At 62.7% G+C, this 17,580-nt stretch carries 9 protein-coding genes; 3 read left to right on the forward strand and 6 right to left on the reverse strand.

What is annotated here, in order from left to right; genetic code table 11:
- Positions 1-431: 431 nt before the first annotated feature.
- The 6 genes from ABDZ98_RS02915 to ABDZ98_RS02940 all read right to left on the reverse strand — a co-directional run bounded on the left by ABDZ98_RS02915 (position 432) and on the right by ABDZ98_RS02940 (position 12,956).
- On the reverse strand, positions 432-4,514 hold the full coding sequence (locus ABDZ98_RS02915; protein WP_160592063.1) for a hypothetical protein: 4,083 nt from the start codon (positions 4,512-4,514) through the stop codon (positions 432-434).
- A 68-nt stretch (positions 4,515-4,582) separates the two neighbouring features.
- Positions 4,583-6,514: a TonB-dependent receptor gene (locus ABDZ98_RS02920; protein ID WP_160592065.1), complete on the reverse strand. Its 1,932-nt coding sequence runs from the start codon at positions 6,512-6,514 to the stop codon at positions 4,583-4,585.
- Positions 6,515-6,543: 29 nt separating this feature from the next.
- Positions 6,544-8,559 (reverse strand): heme-binding protein, encoded by a 2,016-nt coding sequence (locus ABDZ98_RS02925; RefSeq protein WP_160591808.1) that lies wholly within the window; start codon positions 8,557-8,559, stop codon positions 6,544-6,546.
- On the reverse strand, positions 8,559-9,983 hold the full coding sequence (locus ABDZ98_RS02930; protein WP_160591811.1) for a multiheme c-type cytochrome: 1,425 nt from the start codon (positions 9,981-9,983) through the stop codon (positions 8,559-8,561). Before ABDZ98_RS02930 ends, ABDZ98_RS02925 begins: the two co-directional genes overlap by 1 nt.
- Positions 9,984-10,085: 102 nt before the next feature.
- Complete coding sequence (locus ABDZ98_RS02935; RefSeq protein ID WP_160591813.1) at positions 10,086-10,805, reverse strand: hypothetical protein; 720 nt, start codon at positions 10,803-10,805, stop codon at positions 10,086-10,088.
- Positions 10,806-10,952: 147 nt separating this feature from the next.
- A complete protein-coding gene (locus tag ABDZ98_RS02940) occupies positions 10,953-12,956 on the reverse strand; it encodes an adenylate/guanylate cyclase domain-containing protein (protein WP_237437508.1) in 2,004 nt (667 codons plus the stop codon).
- A 321-nt stretch (positions 12,957-13,277) separates the two neighbouring features.
- Between ABDZ98_RS02940 and gdhA the strand changes: the two genes are divergently transcribed.
- The 3 genes from gdhA to ABDZ98_RS02955 all read left to right on the forward strand — a co-directional run bounded on the left by gdhA (position 13,278) and on the right by ABDZ98_RS02955 (position 17,580).
- Positions 13,278-14,633, forward strand: a complete 1,356-nt coding sequence (gene gdhA / locus ABDZ98_RS02945) for an NADP-specific glutamate dehydrogenase (RefSeq protein ID WP_160591817.1) — start codon at positions 13,278-13,280, stop codon at positions 14,631-14,633.
- A 15-nt stretch (positions 14,634-14,648) separates the two neighbouring features.
- A complete protein-coding gene (locus ABDZ98_RS02950) occupies positions 14,649-15,434 on the forward strand; it encodes an enoyl-CoA hydratase-related protein (RefSeq protein ID WP_160591819.1) in 786 nt (261 codons plus the stop codon).
- A 94-nt stretch (positions 15,435-15,528) separates the two neighbouring features.
- Positions 15,529-17,580 (forward strand): pilus assembly protein TadG-related protein, encoded by a 2,052-nt coding sequence (locus ABDZ98_RS02955; protein WP_160591821.1) that lies wholly within the window; start codon positions 15,529-15,531, stop codon positions 17,578-17,580.

Below are 17,580 nucleotides of genomic sequence, written 5' to 3' on the forward strand. Positions count from 1 at the left end.
GTATATGGGTGGGAGGCGGTCAATCGGTTTATCTGATTTTCGGCCCCGACCCGGTCCATTTCGCAACAATTTCCGCACTTGGTTTGTCACCGCTTCCTGCAGCGCACGGGTGATGATGTACGGCCAAGACGGTGCTGTAGTTCTCGGTAGCATCTCTGATTATCATGATGCGATCAGCGGGAGAGGGAAGCGCAAGGAACTCAAACTCGCCCCAGTCTTCTGAAAGGCTGTCTTTGCCTCGCACCATGATGACTTTTCCGCAGATCATCCACAAATCCTTCTACAAAGCCTGATGCATCATAGGCCACAAGGTTGCCGTGCCAAACCTACCATTCATTTGTGGGCCGTCAGATGCCGCTTGAAGTCCCAAAAGACTGAACATCCGCAGCTGGGTCGTCAGCAGACATTGCCCCCGCGCAGCACGTCGCCACCTATTCCCCGTTCGCCAACGGCCCTACACCCGGCACCCATGCCGCCATGTCCGGCTCATCGCTGACCATCCACGGAACACCTGCGCTGGTGAGGAACAGGTTTTCCATTTCCTCGCGGTTGAACGGGCGGGAGCCGAGGCGGCCGAACACGGCCATCTGTCCGCCCGTTTCATCCACCGCGCGGTCGCGGTCGAGGCCTTTGCTCATGGCGAGGGCAGGTGACGGCGTGCGTGCCCAGGCGATCAGTTCGGGCACCGGCGCAGGGCTGAAGCCATAGAAATTGCGCTGGCTGTCAGGACTGGTCAGCTGCAGCACTTTCATGCCGTTGCGGCCATCGGCCACGTAAGCGAACAGCGAGGCGTTGGTGGTGGCGACCACCACATCCTCCACATCGTTCATCAGCCCGCCAAATGTCTCCCGCAGATGCACGCGCGGGGCCAGCGGACGGGTAATGTCGACGATCACCAGCCCCTCATTCTTGGCCGCGACATAGGCGTAGGTCCGCGCCAGATAAAGGCGACGCGCATTGGCCATCGGCACTGTGCCTTCGGGCCGGGCTACGGGATTGCGCAGGCTGGTGATGTCGAACAGTTTCAGCCCGTCAGCATCGGTCACCCACAGATAGCGGAACTGCACCGCGGACCCGCGCGCATCGCGCATCTCGCGCACGGCGGAGAGCTGCGGATCGAGCGGGTTGGACAGGTCCACCACCACCAGGCCCACATCAGCTGTGATATAGGCCACTTCGCCCGCCAGCGTGATGTGGCGCGCACCGGCCAGTATGTTGTTCGGGTTCCACGCGTCACGGCCATTGGCCAGATCGGCGCGGTCCAGATTGTTGTTGCGCAGCTCGGCATCGGCCAGCGTGTCGACATTGACGAGGATCAGCCCCTCAACCGCATCGGTAACCACGGCGTAGGAGTAGATCGGCAGGAACGGCTGTTCCTGGTTCATCTCGCGCATCTGCTCGGTATTGCGGGTGGGCGCGATGGCCTGATTGGTCGGGATCGCCATGCAGGTGGCATTTGTGGTGTTCACATGCGTATCATTGCCCAGCGGGCTGAACGGGGCGGTGATGATCCGTTCCGAGAAGCCCTTGTTGGCGATGGAGGCGATGTCATAGACGCGGAAACCGCCGCGCCCTTCGGCCACGAAGATATATTCGCCGCGTGTCTGCAGGCAGCGCACCGCATCGGATGTGCCCTCAACCACATTGGCGAATTCTTCCAGCGGATGGGTTTCGCCTGAAAGGTCGCCGTCAAAAGCCTCGCCGCGGGTCCAGTTCTTCAGCTCGCGGTCATTGTCCTCCACATGCATGCGCCAGTAATCGGGGTAGGCGTAGCGTTGCAGGTAGGAGCCGATCACCGCCTGCGGTTCATCATATTCGGTAACGCGCACCGCCTCAAACCCGCCTTCAAGACCGGTCCAGGCGTTAAGGCCGACGAAGTTCACAAAATTTGTGCCCAGCAGCAGCAACTGCGCCATCACGGCATTGTTGTCTTCCGCTTCGGAGAGGTGGCAATCGCTGCAGGTCTTGGTCTCTGTCAGCCGCACCGTATGCGGGAAATGCGGGGCGAAGGCCTGGCTGGAGAAGCCGATGGAACTGATCGGCGGCTGCTGCACATAGATCCGCTCCCGGTTGATATTGGTGGAGCTGAGGACCAGCGCGCTGGTGGAGCGAACTGGCGCAACCTGGTTGCCCTTGGTCGACTGGTGGCGGCCCAGCTGGAACATCTCGTCACGCGCAACCTGCGGGTTGTAGGTGGCGAAGTTACGGGTCGTCTCACCCTCATAGCGGTGAACCTGGCTTTCCCAGTTCGCCTCAATCGGCAAATGGCAGCCGCCGCAGGATGTGGTCCATGACAGGTGGCAGGTGAAGCAGGCCATTTCCTCATCGCCATGCGCGCGGTTTTCAGGCGTGATGCCCAGGCCGAATTCGAAATTGCCCGTTTCCGCCCCGTCCACGCTCATCAGTTTTGCGCGCGCCGCCTTGGCGTTGAAATGCGGGTTTGCGGGATCGACGCTGTCGCGCACCAGGCTGATCTGCCATTCCAGATCGGGATCGACGATGGAGCGCTGGGTCAGCTGGCGCCGGCCCATGGAATCATAGGTCCATTCAAAGCGGCGCTGGCCATCGGGATTGCGGATCAGCGTCAGGTCATTGCCTTCTGGCGGTGCAGCCGGACCGGATGTGCGCAGGGTGGGATAGGCATCGGCGGTGCCGTGGCAATCCTTGCAGCCGATCTCGATCGCATTGGCCACTTCGCCATAGATCAGGCCGTTGCCGTGGCTATCCTGCGAGAAGTGGCAGTCTGCACATTGCAGGCCCTTTTCGGCATGAATATCCATCATGTGCACGGTCTTGCCGGGGTTGGTGCCCACTTCGGCAAACTGCTCTTCGCCTTCGCGGCGCCAGCGCTCGGGATCGTCGGGATCGACGATATTGCCCTCTGCATCGAGCAGATTGCCCTCGCGGTCACGCTTGAAGATGGCGCGGAAGTTCCAGCCGTGGCCGTGGTAATCGGCGAACTGCGTGTCGTTCAGTTCCGGGTTGAGGTCATAGACATTGCGCAGGAAATCCAGATCCGCCCAGTTGCCGCGCGGGCTGGCGCCTTCGGGATTGCGGTCCAGCACGGCGCGCACTTCCTCTGCCGTGGGATAGGCCTGCTGCTCGGGCCACATATGCGGCGCGTCGCTCTCATAATCCCACATCGTGTAACCGAGGTAGGAATTGAGGAAGATATTGGGCTGGTGCATGTGGCAGTTCATGCACTGCGCGGTGGGGATCGCGCGGGTGAACACGTGCTGCAGCGGATGGCCGCGCTCGCGATCGGGGCTGAGGCCGTCACTCTCATGGCCACCATCATGACCATCGTCATGATGGTCTGCGTCGCCGGGTTGCTTCAGCGCACCGTGGACGGGAGCGGCATGGGTATCGCCATGCTCATCACCATGCTCATCTCCATGCCCGTCACCATGTCCGGTAACGTCATCGTGCAGTTCCTGAATCTGGCTGGCGATGGTGGGGTCGACGGTGATCGACTGCCCGTCGCGGCCATATTGCGCATAGATCAGCGAATGGCGCGGCTCCCGGTCATTGGCATAGATCACGTGGCACGATGCGCAGCCGGAATGACGGAAATCGCCCGGCTGGTCATTGGTGCCCATGAACCATGTGAACGGATCGTTGAGGCGCGTCTTGTGGATGTTGAGCACCGGAATGGCGGCGCGCAGGCCGGTGCCGGGGCCGCGGTTGGACTGGCGCAGGTCGGGGCGGCCGGGTTCTTCCAGCCGCTGGATCAGGCCGGTCGGGTTGGGCAGGCCAATCTCGGGGAACTGGCTGGCGATATTGCGCCCGCCGCGTTCAAACACACGGAACACGTCGGCAGGGGGCACCACATGCCACGTCGGCAGCGGATAGAGCGTGCCCAGCGCGCCGCGCGCCTGCTGTTCGGCTGTCACCGTGCCGTGCGGCGCACCCGGAGACATGATCTGGGCCGCTTCGCCTTCGCGCGTATAGGCTTCACCCACGACGTAATTCTTGAACGGCAGAATGCCGTTATTATAGGACGCGCCGCCCCACAGCATGGCACCGGTGGCCATCAGCGAGCGCTCCGCCGCCTCGATCACCGGCATATGGCAGGCACCGCAGGCCTCACGCGCCACGCGGTAATCGCTGGGATTGTTGAAGCGCACGAATTCGGGCGATTCATTGTTGAGAAGAGAATAGCTGCGTTCCGGATTGGCGGAACTGGGGAAGTGCCATGTTTCGGGCAGGGTCGGCAAGACGTGAGCCGAATCGCGCGCGGCGACATAGTCCGGGTGGTCCTGCGCCAGCTCGCTATTGCCCATGATTGCCGGATTGCCGCCGTGGCAATCCACGCAGCCAAGCCGCACGGCCGGACTGAGATGCATGGTCGGCGCATCGGTCTGCACGTGGCAGGAATTGCAGCCTTCGGACTTGGCTATCATCTCGGCCACGCTCTGGTTCTGCGGAGCTGGAAGGGCGGTGACCAGGCTGTAATCGCGCTCAACCGGAGTTTCCCCGCCGCCTGCTGCGCGCAGGTCCGGCCCGGCCAGCATGGCACCGCCAGCGGCAATCAGGCTGAGAGCGAAGGCGACGTGGCGCCGGGGGAGTCTGAAGCTCAGCATCAGTAGCTCAAGGTCACATTTGCCAGCACGGAAATATACGTCCGATCATTGCCCAGATTGTCAAACAGGTCGCGAAATCCATCGCCCGAGACCAGTGCCGCGCCAGACAGGCGGGCTACGATATTCTGCGTCGCTTTCGGCCGCCAGATCGCCGATGCGGACAGGTCATAGCCGATATCGGCGGGGATTGACCCTTCGTTGCGCAAGGCCTCCAGCGTGGCCGTGTTCTCGAACCACAGGTGGTTGGCATTGGCGGTCAGGCGCAGTTCGGGAGAGATATCGAAATCCGCACCCAGGCCCACCAGGATCAGGCCGGGATTGTTGAAATTGGACTGGCCCTGCTCCTTGCTGGAGCGCAGCGAATTGAGGATGCCGTTGCGGCCATTCACGCTGACCGCGCGCCCGCCGCCGGCAAAGGGAATGGTCTGACGTATCCAGTATGACGTATCGGCGCCGGCAAAGACCGGATTTTCGAAAATCGCATCATAGCCGGTTTCGGTATTGTCATAGGGATCGCCGTCGCCGCTGGCCCATGCACCGGACAGGCGAAAGCGCATCCAGTCCTTGTCATAGCTGGCCTCTGCCGCGGCGAAGAAGCCGCGCACCTGCGCCGGGCGATCGGTGAAGAAGCTGTTCCGGTCCTCGCCCAGTGCGGCATAGGTGCTGGCGGTGATGTTGATGCGGCCAAGCCGGCCATCGGCGTTATAGCCAAGGTACACCACATCGTAATTGCGCCCGCGCAGCGAGCCCAGCAGCGCCGGGCGCACGGGGAAGCCATTGTCGTCGATCTGGATATCGCCCGCTTCGCGGTTGCGGTTGTAGACCACCGTCACCTGGCTGGTGAGCGCGGGGATCAGGAAATCCTGGCGATAGGCATTGGCCATGAACACCCAGTCATCGCGCGGGGTCTGCAGGATCGCGTTCAGCCCGCTGTTGGTGTCTTTCTCCAGCCGCCAGAAGGCCGCCAGATTGTACTGGAAGCGGTTGTTGTCGCGCGTGCCGAACAGGCGAAAGCCCAGCTGGTTGTCATTGAACAGGAAGCCGCGGAAATCCGCCTGCATCGGCTGGATACCGATGCGGAAGCTGTCAAAGTCATAACGCTTGGACGTGTTGCGGATGTGGTAATCGAAGAAGGCTTCCTGCACGCCCAGAAAATGGTCCGTGCGGTGCGTGGGCAAGGAAGGCTCCACGTGCAGCACGCGCCGTTCGGGCACATCTACATGGTTGACGTTGAGCGCCAGCGTCAGCCGGTATTCCACATCTGGCGGCTTGTAGGCGGTGGAGCCTTTCAGCAGCGCGAAGCCGGCGATGAAGGTCTGCGCGAAGACATAGGAGAAATCATTGCCGAACACGTCCAGCCGGTCCGGGTCCTGCGTGGTCTGCACGCCCACCGGAATGGGGAATGTGCGCGGCTCGAACACGGTATCGCTGATGGCGTTGACGACGAAGAACCACTTGTCCTCCTCCAGATCGAGGAAGCGCGGCGTGCGGCATACGGCGCTGCCATAGGGCGGCTCCACCCCGGCGGCGGCGGCTTCCTCACGCTGGCGGGCGCGGAACTCGCGTTCCTCATCGCTGTTCACGCAGATCGGGCGATCGCCCTTGTAGGTGTTCTGGTTATACGGGTCAGACCATTGTTCGGTCACCAGCCCCAGGTTCTGGATCAGCCGCCAGCGATCGGGGATGGGGATCTGGTCAGTGGGGAAGGCCTGTGGCGGCGGCGCACGCACGGCGCCGGGATTGTCCTGCGTAACCGGATCGGGCAGCTCACCCACATAGCCGGGACGCGTGCGCCCCTCCACAATGCCGGGGTCAACCGGCGGCGGTGCGGGCGGGTTGGGATTGACTGTCTGCTGTTCTGCCTGCTCTGCCGCCTCTGCTTCCGGTGCAGGATCAGCCTGCCCGGCCCGGGCCGCAGCCTCTGCCTGCATCAGCAGCGGCACAAGGAGCAGCGACACACTCACAGGCCAACGCACACATTCTGGTCTGGCGTGTCGAGGAAGGGCGCGAACGGGCAATTGACATAGCGCAGGCGCACGATGCGGCCCTGCACGTTCACTTCGATCCGGTCCGCGCGAATGGCAGGCGCGGCATTGCCCAGCGTGCCAAGGCGAACGCCGGCATTGTTGAGGCCAAGGAAGCTGACCATGTCATCCTGGTCGATACCGTCACCCGAAACGCCGATGCCGCCGATCAGTTGCCCGCCGCGATAGATCGGGACCGAACCGGGGAAAATCTGGATACCATTGGCGATCCGCCGCTGGCCGGGCGCTGCTTCGGGCACGCCGGTGCAGCCAACGCCAGTATCCGCCGTGGCCCCGCCATTGGCGACATAGGTCACGTGCTGGACGATATTTCCCGCCACCAGATCGGTCTGCAGACCCACGGCAAAGGGGCTGAACAGGCCGGATGAGGCGACCGAAAGCGGGCCGGGCATCTGCGCCACTTCGCCATCGGGGAAATAGGGGCGCGACAGATTGCCGCCCGACCTGTCGGCAAAGGCGTGGGTGCCGGTCAGCGCGCTGGGCGCTCCCAGGAAATCACGCACGCGCTGCACATAGGCGGGCACATTGGAAACACCGGGCAGCACCGGCACGGCGAGCAATTGCTGGCCAGCCAATGGATTGGAGAAGAAGGTCGCCGTGCGCGCCTTCTGCAGGCTCACATCGGTGCCGAACAGCGGGCCATCAGGCGAACGCACGATGCCCAGCACCGCGCCATGCGTATCGACCACGCTGATGGTGGCCTGCATGCGGCTGTCCAGCGGACGGCGGATCTGCGCGCGTGCGTGCGAGAGGACCTTGAACGCCTCCTCCATGATGGCGCGTACTTCGGCAGCGGTCAGCGGCTGTGCCACGCTGCCAAGATCTGTGCCGGCGCGAATGGGGAAGCGCGAGTTGCCGCTGCCATCTGTCAGCACAAAGGCATCGGGATTGGTGAATTCGCTGGCCTTGGCGGCACGTACGCCTGAAGCTTCCGTGCCATAGGTGGTGCCCGCCCGAAGCGAGCCATCGCTGTAACCGGTCACCGCCACCAGCGCCCCGGCAGAACCGTTGATGGCGGCGAAATTGCTGTGCAGCGGGGCCAGGTTGGCAGGCGTGGCATCGCTGAAACGCAGAGTGGTGCCATCGGCGCTGATCATCTCGGCACGGATGGCGGATGGCGGCATGAAGCCCTGTATGCCTGCCAGCGCGATCGCTTCCTCGGCATCGCTGTCAATGTCGAGCGTGTTGGCATCAAAGCCATAGTCGCCATCGCCCATCACGCCGATGCCGCCCACGACCACGCCATTCTTGTAAATCGGGAAGCCGCCGGGATCGGCAGACAGGCCCAGCGGCGAACGCTTGGGGCCGATCAGCGCACCGGGACCGCCAGCGGAATTGTAACGCTGGCTGAGGTCGGAGCATGGCAACTGGCTGAACTGCACGCCAAACAGCGGGCCGCTTTCCAGCCCCACCGTGCTGGGTGCGGGCGGGAAATGCTGCTGCACGATCTGGCTGGCCGTGCGGCTGGAAAAGGCATTGCCGCCACTGGAAAGATAGGCCCCGGTCACGGCCTTGGCGATGGCGCCGGTCACTGCGGGAACCGTCGCTCCTTGCAGGCCGATACCGCCGCCGACAGGGGCAATGCCGCCAATGCGCTTGCGGCTGACTTCCATCAGATCGGGCGCGCCGTTCATCTTGAACACGGCCAGCACATTGCCGACCCGGTCCGTTACCGCGATATAGGATGGCAGGCTGCGCGCCTGCGCCTCGCCCACCGCCTGCGCGATGATGGTCTGCACTTCAGCGACCGAAAGCGATTCCGCGGCGGGCGGGTTGAACACACCGCCAGCCGGTGGCGGAGCGGGCGAAGGCGTGGGCGTGGCCCCACCTGTGCCGCCGCCTGCGCCCGGAGTGCCGGTGCTGCTGCCGCCGCATCCCGAAAGGACCAGCGCGGCGCTTGCCAGCAGTGCTGTTGCCACCCGCACCCGCATTACTGCAGACGTCCGATCGCGCCCACCGCATTGCCAAGTGCAGAGCGGAATTCCGCCGGGCGATAACTCTCCGGAGTGCGCACCGCCTGGTAGGCGCGGTTGATGTCGGTGCGGATGCTGGCGGCTGCACCAATGGTGATGCGGCCCTGCGTGACCAGCGCGTTGAGCAGCGTATCCACCGCCATCACCGCCTGGGCGGAACCGGCATAGTCGGTGAAGCGGGTGCTGGTGGCGCGATCTCCAATGGTGGCGATCACCTGGAAGGCATCGTTTCCGCCATAGGACCGCGATGCCAGCGCATCGGAAAGCCGTGCGGCCTCCGTGCGCAGCGCCATGGCGGCGGCCTGCGCCTGCGGGCGGCCCTCGTTCATGGCATCGTGGAAGTTGCGGCTGGCACTGCGGAAGCTGTCTGCCCGCGCCGGGGCCAGCGCCTGCGCCACTGCATCCAGCATGATGATGTTCTCGTCATTGAAAGGCGGCTGACCAAAGGGAATGGGCCGCTGCGGATTGGTCTCGAACGTCAGGCGGCGCTGCGCCCCGTCGGTGATCTGGCGGTGGCAGCTGTGGCAATCATAGAAGGTGAATTGCGGGAACACGCCCTGCGTTGCCAGTTCGGGCCGGGCGAACAGATCCGTCGCGCGGGCCACGGCCTCTGCCTGTCCCACGGCCCACAACTGCACATTGTCCGGCGCACGCTTGCGCATCAGGTAATCGGCATCGACATCGTGATGCTGCTGGAAGGCGCTGAACAGGTCCAGCTCGAAGGAAATGCGCGGATGGCCCGCTGCCATCATCGCATGGGTCACGAACTGGCCCTGATCGGCGCTGCCATAATGGCAATCCAGGCACACGCGGGCGCGGGCCTGCGGCTGGTCCAGCGCGGTCAGTCCGTTGGCGATATTGGCGGTGTGGGTGCCGCCCACCTTGTAATGGCTGGCGATCCAGCCCGCTGCCGGTCCGTGGCAGCTTTCGCAGCCGACCCCGTCAGTGGTTTGAAAGCGCGGACCGCGATCGGATGCGGGCACGAAGGTGGAATGGCAGCCCAGGCATTCAGAGCGCGAGGTGGCGTTGTCCCAGCCCAGCGACTGGGCAATCTGCCGGCCGCGCGGGGAGCCAAGAACGGCATAAGCCCGGCTGTGTGCGCCGCTGACGGCGGAGGATTCCTGCCATGTGGCGATTTCATCCTGCCGCACCACTTCGCCATTGCCTTCGCTGCGGCCGTGGCAGGTCGATCCTGCGCAGGTGGCAACGCCGGTATAGGAATAGGCGCTGCCAGTATCGGATTGGGCGTTGGCGCTTTGGGCTTGCGGCAGTCCGGTAAACAGCGCGGCCAGTGCCAGAGTGGCGACGGCGATGCCGGGAGCAAGATTGCGCAGGCGGCGCAAGGGTGCCGCAAATCCGGACCGCTCCGCGCGCTTGCTCATTATAGTCCCCCCAAACTTGCACTATATGCCGGACAATCCCCTACCGTCCGCCATCTCCGCCCCGCCCGGACCCCCCGGCCAGGACAGAACCTGTATGGTAACCTATTCGCCCATCATCGCTGAGGACATCTGGTTCAGCTGTTCCATGCAGCCGTTTGCAATCAATGTCGCCGCCAGTTCCTCGGCAGCAGAAGGCGCGGAATCGAGGAAGACGAATTTCACCTCCACCGCATTGCTGCCCGATCCGTGGCCGATCTGGTAAGTGGTGCCTTCGCTGGGCGGATTGCTCGCATCCCAGCTTGCCAGCATCTCGCCCGCCGGGAAGGTAATGCGCGATGTCATGTTCCCGGTTCCGACGGAATAGGTGCTTTCGGCCTGCGTATCGGCGCGCCACAGGCGCACGCCCTGATCGGCCGGCAGGCAGATCGTACCCGCCTTGCTGACATCGACATACCACAGGCTGGGATTGCTGACTTCGCCCACATTCGCGCTGCGCACCGCCCCGGTGCGGGCCCTGGTGGCCGACCTTTGCGTGGTGAGCGAGGCAAAGGCGCGGTTCTGGCTTGCGCCGCTCTGGCTGGCGAGCGTGAAACTTCCCGATCCGCGCAGCACGCGCGTTCCGCCATTGTCCAGCACGGTCACGCTGTCCCCGTCGCGCAGGGTAATGCGCTCATTACCGCCGATCTGGCGACCGACCGGGAACTGTCCGGCAGACGGTCCGCTGGATGACACGACCACGCCTGCCTCGGCGCTTTGCGGAGTGACGGCGAGGCCGGTCGCAATCAATGCGACAGCGGCGAGTGTTCCCCTGGTCAAGGACATAGTCTCTTTCCTCGTTCAAATTCTTGGCTGTGCTGTAGCAAATTCTGCAGAGCTTTGTCAGCCGGATTGATTGGATTGTTTTCAGGCTTAGGCCGCCCGATGTGAATTGCGTGTGACTTGGATGAGTGTTTCCGCATGCCGTGGTGACTATTTCCCGGCAAGGACATGCGCCCCCGCTTCGTTCAGATTGTGACTGCGTTCTATCAAGGCGCGCAGGCCCTCGTCATCGGGATGGCGGGCGCTGATCTCCTCCAGCATGGCAAGGCCGGCGGCCTTGCTGTCTGGCATGACGACCATTTCCAGCGCCTCGGCCAGCGCTTCCCGGTCTTCCCTGGGGAAATCGGGGGCCGGTTCAAACAGGGCCACGGGGCTGGAGCGGCCTGACAGGACCACGCTGCCCATCGGTCGCCACCAGTCGAGCGAGGTGCGGCTGGCGATTTCCTGGCTGGCCATGACCGATGTCTTGAGTGCCTTGTTGGCCGATTCGAGCCGCGCGGCGGTGTTCATGGAATCACCCAGTGCGGTATATTGAATGCGGTTCTCGCCGCCGAAATTGCCGACCACCGCTTCGCCGAAATGCATGCCCACGCGGGTCTTGCCGATCTTGGGCAGGTCCGGGTCCATCGCCGCCACTTCCTGGCGGAAAGTCTCGCCAGCCTGCCACATCGCATAGCCGGCCTGTGCGGCGCGGTCCGCATCGTCCGGGCGGGCGATCGGCGCACCCCAGAACGCCACCACCGCATCACCCACGAACTTGTCCAGTATCCCGCCATGATCGAGCACCACGGCGCTGAGCATCTCGAGATAGCGGTTGAGCAGCTTGGCGACCATTTCCGGCTCTATCGCATGGCTCATCTTGGTGAAGCCTTCGAGGTCGGAGAAGATCACATAGATCTCCCGCTTGGCGCCGCCCAGAGCCAGCAGTTCGGGCTTTTCGATGATCTCCTCGGCAATGCTCTGCGGCAGATATTTGCCCAGCGCGCCTTGTGCGAACTTGCGCTGTACCGCGCCCGCAGCCCGGGCGGCTGATACCACGGCGGAGAACGCCAGCACCCAGCCCAGCGCCGGGCCGATGCTGGGGAACAGATAGGTGTCCACCCCGCGCGCGTGCAGGAAGAAGGGCAGGCCGATGAACAGCGCCAGCTGCGCCACCAGCAGGGGTATGAACTTCCAGCTCTTCACTTCCAGCAGCGCGGTCAGTCCGGCTGCCAGCACCACCACCCCGGCGAAGAACCACAGGAACAGCGGCGAGGGATGCGGCAGGCGCGCGCCATCCAGCATCTGGGCAATGGTGTGGGCGTGGATTTCAATTCCGGGAGGGCGCACATCGCGCGCACCGCCCGCCACCGCATCATCGTCGAAGCCGGAAAGCGGCGTCAGCGCACGGTCGTAATCGATGATGTCCCCGCCCAGCAGCACATAGGCGCCATTTACCTGCTCCTCCAGCGGAGCGCGCACTTCGGGTATGGCCAGCAGCTCATCATTGGCGAACAGGTCGATCTGCAGCGTGGTGAACACCGGCCGGTCTACCAGCGCCGGCTTGCGATAGCGGATGGCCCCTTCATAACCGGGCATCGCCAGATGCGCGTCATCGGCGTTGCTTTCCACCATCGAGCGGCCAAGCAGCGGGGGCAGGCCTTCCTCTATGGTTGGCCACACGCGGGTGACGCCCGAAGATTCGGCCAGTCGCACGCTGGCGGGGTAGGCATTGCTGCCTTCCAGCTGGGCCATGAATTCATCGAGAAACTGCTGCTGCTGATATTGGATATCGAGCGAATTCGTCGCCGTTTCGGCATAGGCGATGGACACCGGGGTGTTCATCGATCGCAGCGCGTCGATCAGTTCGCCGTCTTCATCCTGCGGCTGGTCGAACAGGATATCGATGCCGATGGCCTTGGCGCCCATGCCATCGATATTGCGCAAGGCCCGGGCCAGCAGGCCGCGATCGAGCGGGGAGCGCTTGCGCAGGTTGATCAGCGTCTGATCGTCATAAACGATCATCAGCACGCGGTCGTCCTGCTCCACCTGCTCGGCCAGGATATAGCTGCGATAGTCATACAGCGCGCGTTCGGCATTGTCGGTGAACGGCAGGTTCCAGCTGAAGCGCGCCAGTATCAGCGCGGCGATCAGCAGGAAAACCGTTATCGCCAAGCGCTGCGACCCCGCTTCGCGCACAGAGCGCCAGCCGGCAGAAAACAGATTTTTGGTAGCCTGTCTGGGCATCGCTTAGCCGCAATACCCCCGAAGCCGATCCTGGCTTGTCATTCCACCCCCTCCTGGAACGTTGCTTTGCCCTGAAAGGACGTTGGGGCATCGTCCGCTCCAAGGCAAGTGATAAGGGGATTGCACCAGCAGCCTTTATTTCACTCCCCCGAAGTGGTCTGATTGCGGCGAGTACATGTCGGCGAGTCGCATCAGGAACTGGAAAGTCCAGTTCCTGCCATTCGCCGTTACTATTGGGGGGATATACTCATGGCAGTTTCCGATCACGTTGACTTCGATACCTTTATGGCGGGGGTAAAGAAGCGCAATCCGGGGCAGACCGAATTTGTTCAGGCAGTCCACGAAGTGGCAATGGACATCTTTGATTTCATTGAAGACAAGGAACAATACCATGCCGCGCAGATCCTGCGCCGCATGGCCGAGCCGGACAGGGTGATTTCCTTCCGCGTGTGCTGGGAAGATGACAATCACAACATCCGCGTGCAGCGCGGCTGGCGGGTGCAGAACAACAACGCCATCGGCCCGTACAAGGGCGGCATTCGCTTCCACCCCAGCGTGACCGAAAGCGTGCTGAAGTTCCTGGCGTTCGAACAGACCTTCAAGAACTCGCTGACCGGCCTGCCGATGGGCGGCGGCAAGGGCGGTTCCAACTTCAACCCCAAGGGCAAGAGCGATGCCGAAGTCATGCGCTTCTGCCAGAGCTTCATGACCGAACTGTACCGTCACATCGGCCCTGAGACCGACGTGCCTGCGGGCGACATCGGCGTGGGCGGGCGTGAAATCGGCTACATGTTCGGCCAGTACAAGCGCATCACCAATCGCTGGGAAGGCGTGCTGACGGGCAAGGGCATCGAATATGGCGGCTCGCGGATGCGGCCGGAGGCGACCGGCTATGGCGCGGTCTATTTCATGCAGAACATGCTCAAGCATCAGGGCCAGGACATCGAAGGCAAGACCGCCGTCATCTCCGGTTCGGGCAATGTGGCCACGCACGCTGCGGAAAAGATCGTCCAGCTGGGCGGCAAGGTGCTGACCCTGTCCGATTCAGGCGGCTTCATCCATGATCCCGACGGCTTCACCCAGGAGAAGATCGACTGGGTCAAGCATCACAAGACGCACACACGTGGCCGGATCAGCGAATATGCCGATCACTACACCAGCGCGACTTTCCATGGTGATGGCGCCCGTCCGTGGGACGTTCCGGCCGATCTGGCGCTGCCTTGCGCAACCCAGAACGAGCTGGACGAGGACAATGCCAGGTCACTGGTCGCAAACGGCGTTATCGCTGTGTCCGAAGGCGCCAACATGCCGACCACGCTGGACGGGGTGAAGGTCTTCCACGATGCCAGGATCATGTATGGTCCGGGCAAGGCGGCCAATGCCGGCGGCGTGGCGGTTTCGGGTCTGGAGATGAGCCAGAATTCCGAACGCATCAGCTGGAACCATGAACGCCTGGGCGAAATGCTGACCGATCTGATGGAAGGCATCCACGGCAAGTGCGTCGAATATGGCGACCAGGGCGGCTATGTCGACTATGTGAAGGGCGCGAATATCGCGGGCTTCAAGAAAGTCGCCGATGCCATGCTGGCTTTCGGGGTCGTCTGATTATAAACGGTCTGCATGGCCGAATATGAAAACCTGATAGTGGAACAGCGTGGCGGGGTTACCCTCGTCACGCTGAACCGCCCGCAAGCCCTCAATGCCCTCAACTCCGCCGTGCTGGAGGAGCTGATTACTGCCTTCGCCGCTTTCGAGGCCGATGACACGCAAGGTTGCGCGGTCATAACCGGCTCTGGCGAAAAGGCCTTTGCCGCCGGGGCGGACATCAAGGAAATGGCCGACAAGCCGCTTTCCGAATTCTATTCCCAAGACATGTTCAGCCGCTGGCAGAGCCACCTGGTCTGTGCCACGCGCAAGCCGTGGATCGCCGCCGTGAACGGCTTTGCGCTGGGCGGCGGGTGCGAACTGGCGATGATGGCGGACTTCATCATCGCATCGGACAAGGCGAAGTTTGGCCAGCCCGAGATTACGCTGGGCGTCATCCCCGGCATGGGCGGATCGCAGCGCCTGACCCGCGCTGTGGGCAAGGCCAAGGCGATGGACATGGTGCTGACCGGCCGCATGATGGACGCCGCAGAGGCAGAAAGCAGCGGACTGGTGGCGCGTGTGGTCCCTGCGGATGACTTGCTGGCAGAGGCGATGAAGACCGCCGCCAAAATCGCCGCAATGCCTCCTCTGGCGGCAAAAGCAGCCAAGGAAGTGGTTAATGCTGCTTTCGAGAACACGCTGGAATCCGGCATCAGGCATGAGCGGCGGATGTTCCACATGCTGGCGGGAACGGCTGACAAGGCAGAAGGCATGGCCGCTTTCGTCGCCAAGCGGGAACCGCGCTTTTCCGGGCGATGATTCAACGCTAGAGCATTGTACTTATGGTAAAGTTTAGCCCACGTTAACCATACATCTAGAGCTTGCCTTATCTCTGATCCGGCTAACTGGGCTCATGTCCACAATCCGTTTCCTCCGACTCGGTTACAAGCGCCTCCTCCGCGATGTTTCGGGTGGCGTCACGACTATCGCGACACTGGCGCTGCCGGTCGTTATCGGAGCGGCCGGGCTCGCATTCGATCTCAACCGCGGATATCAGACGCGGGAGATCAACCAGCGTGCCGCCGATATGGCCGCCCTGGCTGCGGCCATGGCTTATTCTACCGCCGGAAACGAAGCGGTCCTCACGCCCACGGCGCGCGACATCGCGCTTGCCAATGGAGTCAGCGCGGCATCCGTAAGTGCCCAGCTGGTATCGGATTTCCCCAATGCCGGGGACCAGTCCGTGCGGGTGACGATTACCCGCGCCCTGCCATTTTCTCTTGCTTCCGTGCTCGGTTTTTCCGGGACCTTCGATGTGTCCGCCGGCTCGCTCGCCAGCCTCAGCTCCAGCGTCAATTATGCTGCGCCCTGTTACCTGGCGCTGGATGGCGGCAATGCCGCGATATCGGTGACCGGCGGCGCCTCGATCGATGCGCCCACCTGCTCGATCGCGGCCATTGGCACGGTGGAGAACAAGGGCCAGCTGATCCGCGGCGCCGATATCATATCGGGCGGCGGGGACATTACGGTGAATTACGGCACGCTGGATGCCAATACGCTGCGCTTCGCGGGTGTCTTTTCCAAGCCGGCATGGAACAATAATGTGCCGCCGGTTGAGGATCGCATCAATGAAGCCACACCGCTGGCCGATCCGTGGGCGAATGATCCCGCATTGATCAGCGCATATGGCCTGCTGGGCAATTACAGCGCGCCCGCGACCATTCCCATGCCCACCATCAGCGGTGGCAGCGATTTCAAGATCAAGCAGAACGGCGCCAGCAACAACGTCAAACCCTATCAGCAGTCCAACAGCAGCGTCTATGTCTTCCCGGCGGGCACATATAACATTGCCGAGCTGAACATTGCCGGCGGCATGAACGTCAGCTTCGCCAACGGATCAAGGATCAACGTTTCGGGCAATGTCGTGATTGGCGGCGGATCAACCGTCAATTTCGGCAACAGCGATGTTGTGGTGAAAGGCAATTTCGGCAGCGGATCGACCGGCGTCACCATTGGCGCTGGCACCTTGTGGATTGGCGGCAGCGCAAAGTTCGAAGGCACCAACACCAAGGGCAACGGCGATGTGTTCATTGTCGGCGATGTGAATTTCTGGGGCGGATCGCGCATGACCATGGGCGCGGGCCAGCATCTGTTTGGCGGTAATGTGGATGTTGGCGGCGGCGCGGATGTGCTGCTGGGCGCGGGTAATTTTCAGGCGACAAACGGCCTGAACATGAGCGGCGACAGTGAACTGGCACTGGGCGCGGGCAACGTGGTGATCGGCCCGGGCAATGGCGGCAATGCCATCAAGATGATGGGCTCTGCCCGTTTCTTCATGGGCAATGGTGCGTTTTCCGCCAATGGCGATATCGATACCGCTGGCGGCACCAGGCTGGTGTTCGGCGTTACCGGCAATCATTACATCAACGGCGATCTCAATCCCAAGGGGTCGGTGCTGTTCGGTCGCGGGCGCTATACCGTGAACGGCGATTTCGAAAATGGCACGGGCGGCACGACCTGGCCCTATTATTCCGACCTCACCGGCCAGACCTATGGCAATGTGGTTGAAGGGCAGAGCGGCAGCGGATTCGACATGGTCGGGATTGAAGTGACCTTCATCCTGAATGGCGTGATCAAGCTTGCGGGCGGTGCCAAGACCAAACTCGAAGCGCCGTTCTATAATGTCACGGGTGCACAGATTTCCGAACTGCTGGTTTCCAGCGAAAGCGCCAATGACGCAAACTGGACTGGCGGATCGGTCAATGCCTTTGCCGGCACCATCCATTTCCCCAATGCACAGGTGAAGATGGCCGGCGGCAACAGCACCGCAGGCAATGGCAAGTGCATGACGCTGATTGCAGACACCATCCGCGTGAATGGCGGTGCTGCAACGGGAACGGCCTGCAACCGGATGGACCCCAACGCCGGTGGCGGTGGCAGCGCCAGCATCAGGCTGGTCGGGTGA

Origin of the sequence: Alteraurantiacibacter aestuarii (assembly GCF_039523595.1) — a bacterium.
GTDB lineage: Bacteria > Pseudomonadota > Alphaproteobacteria > Sphingomonadales > Sphingomonadaceae > Alteraurantiacibacter > Alteraurantiacibacter aestuarii.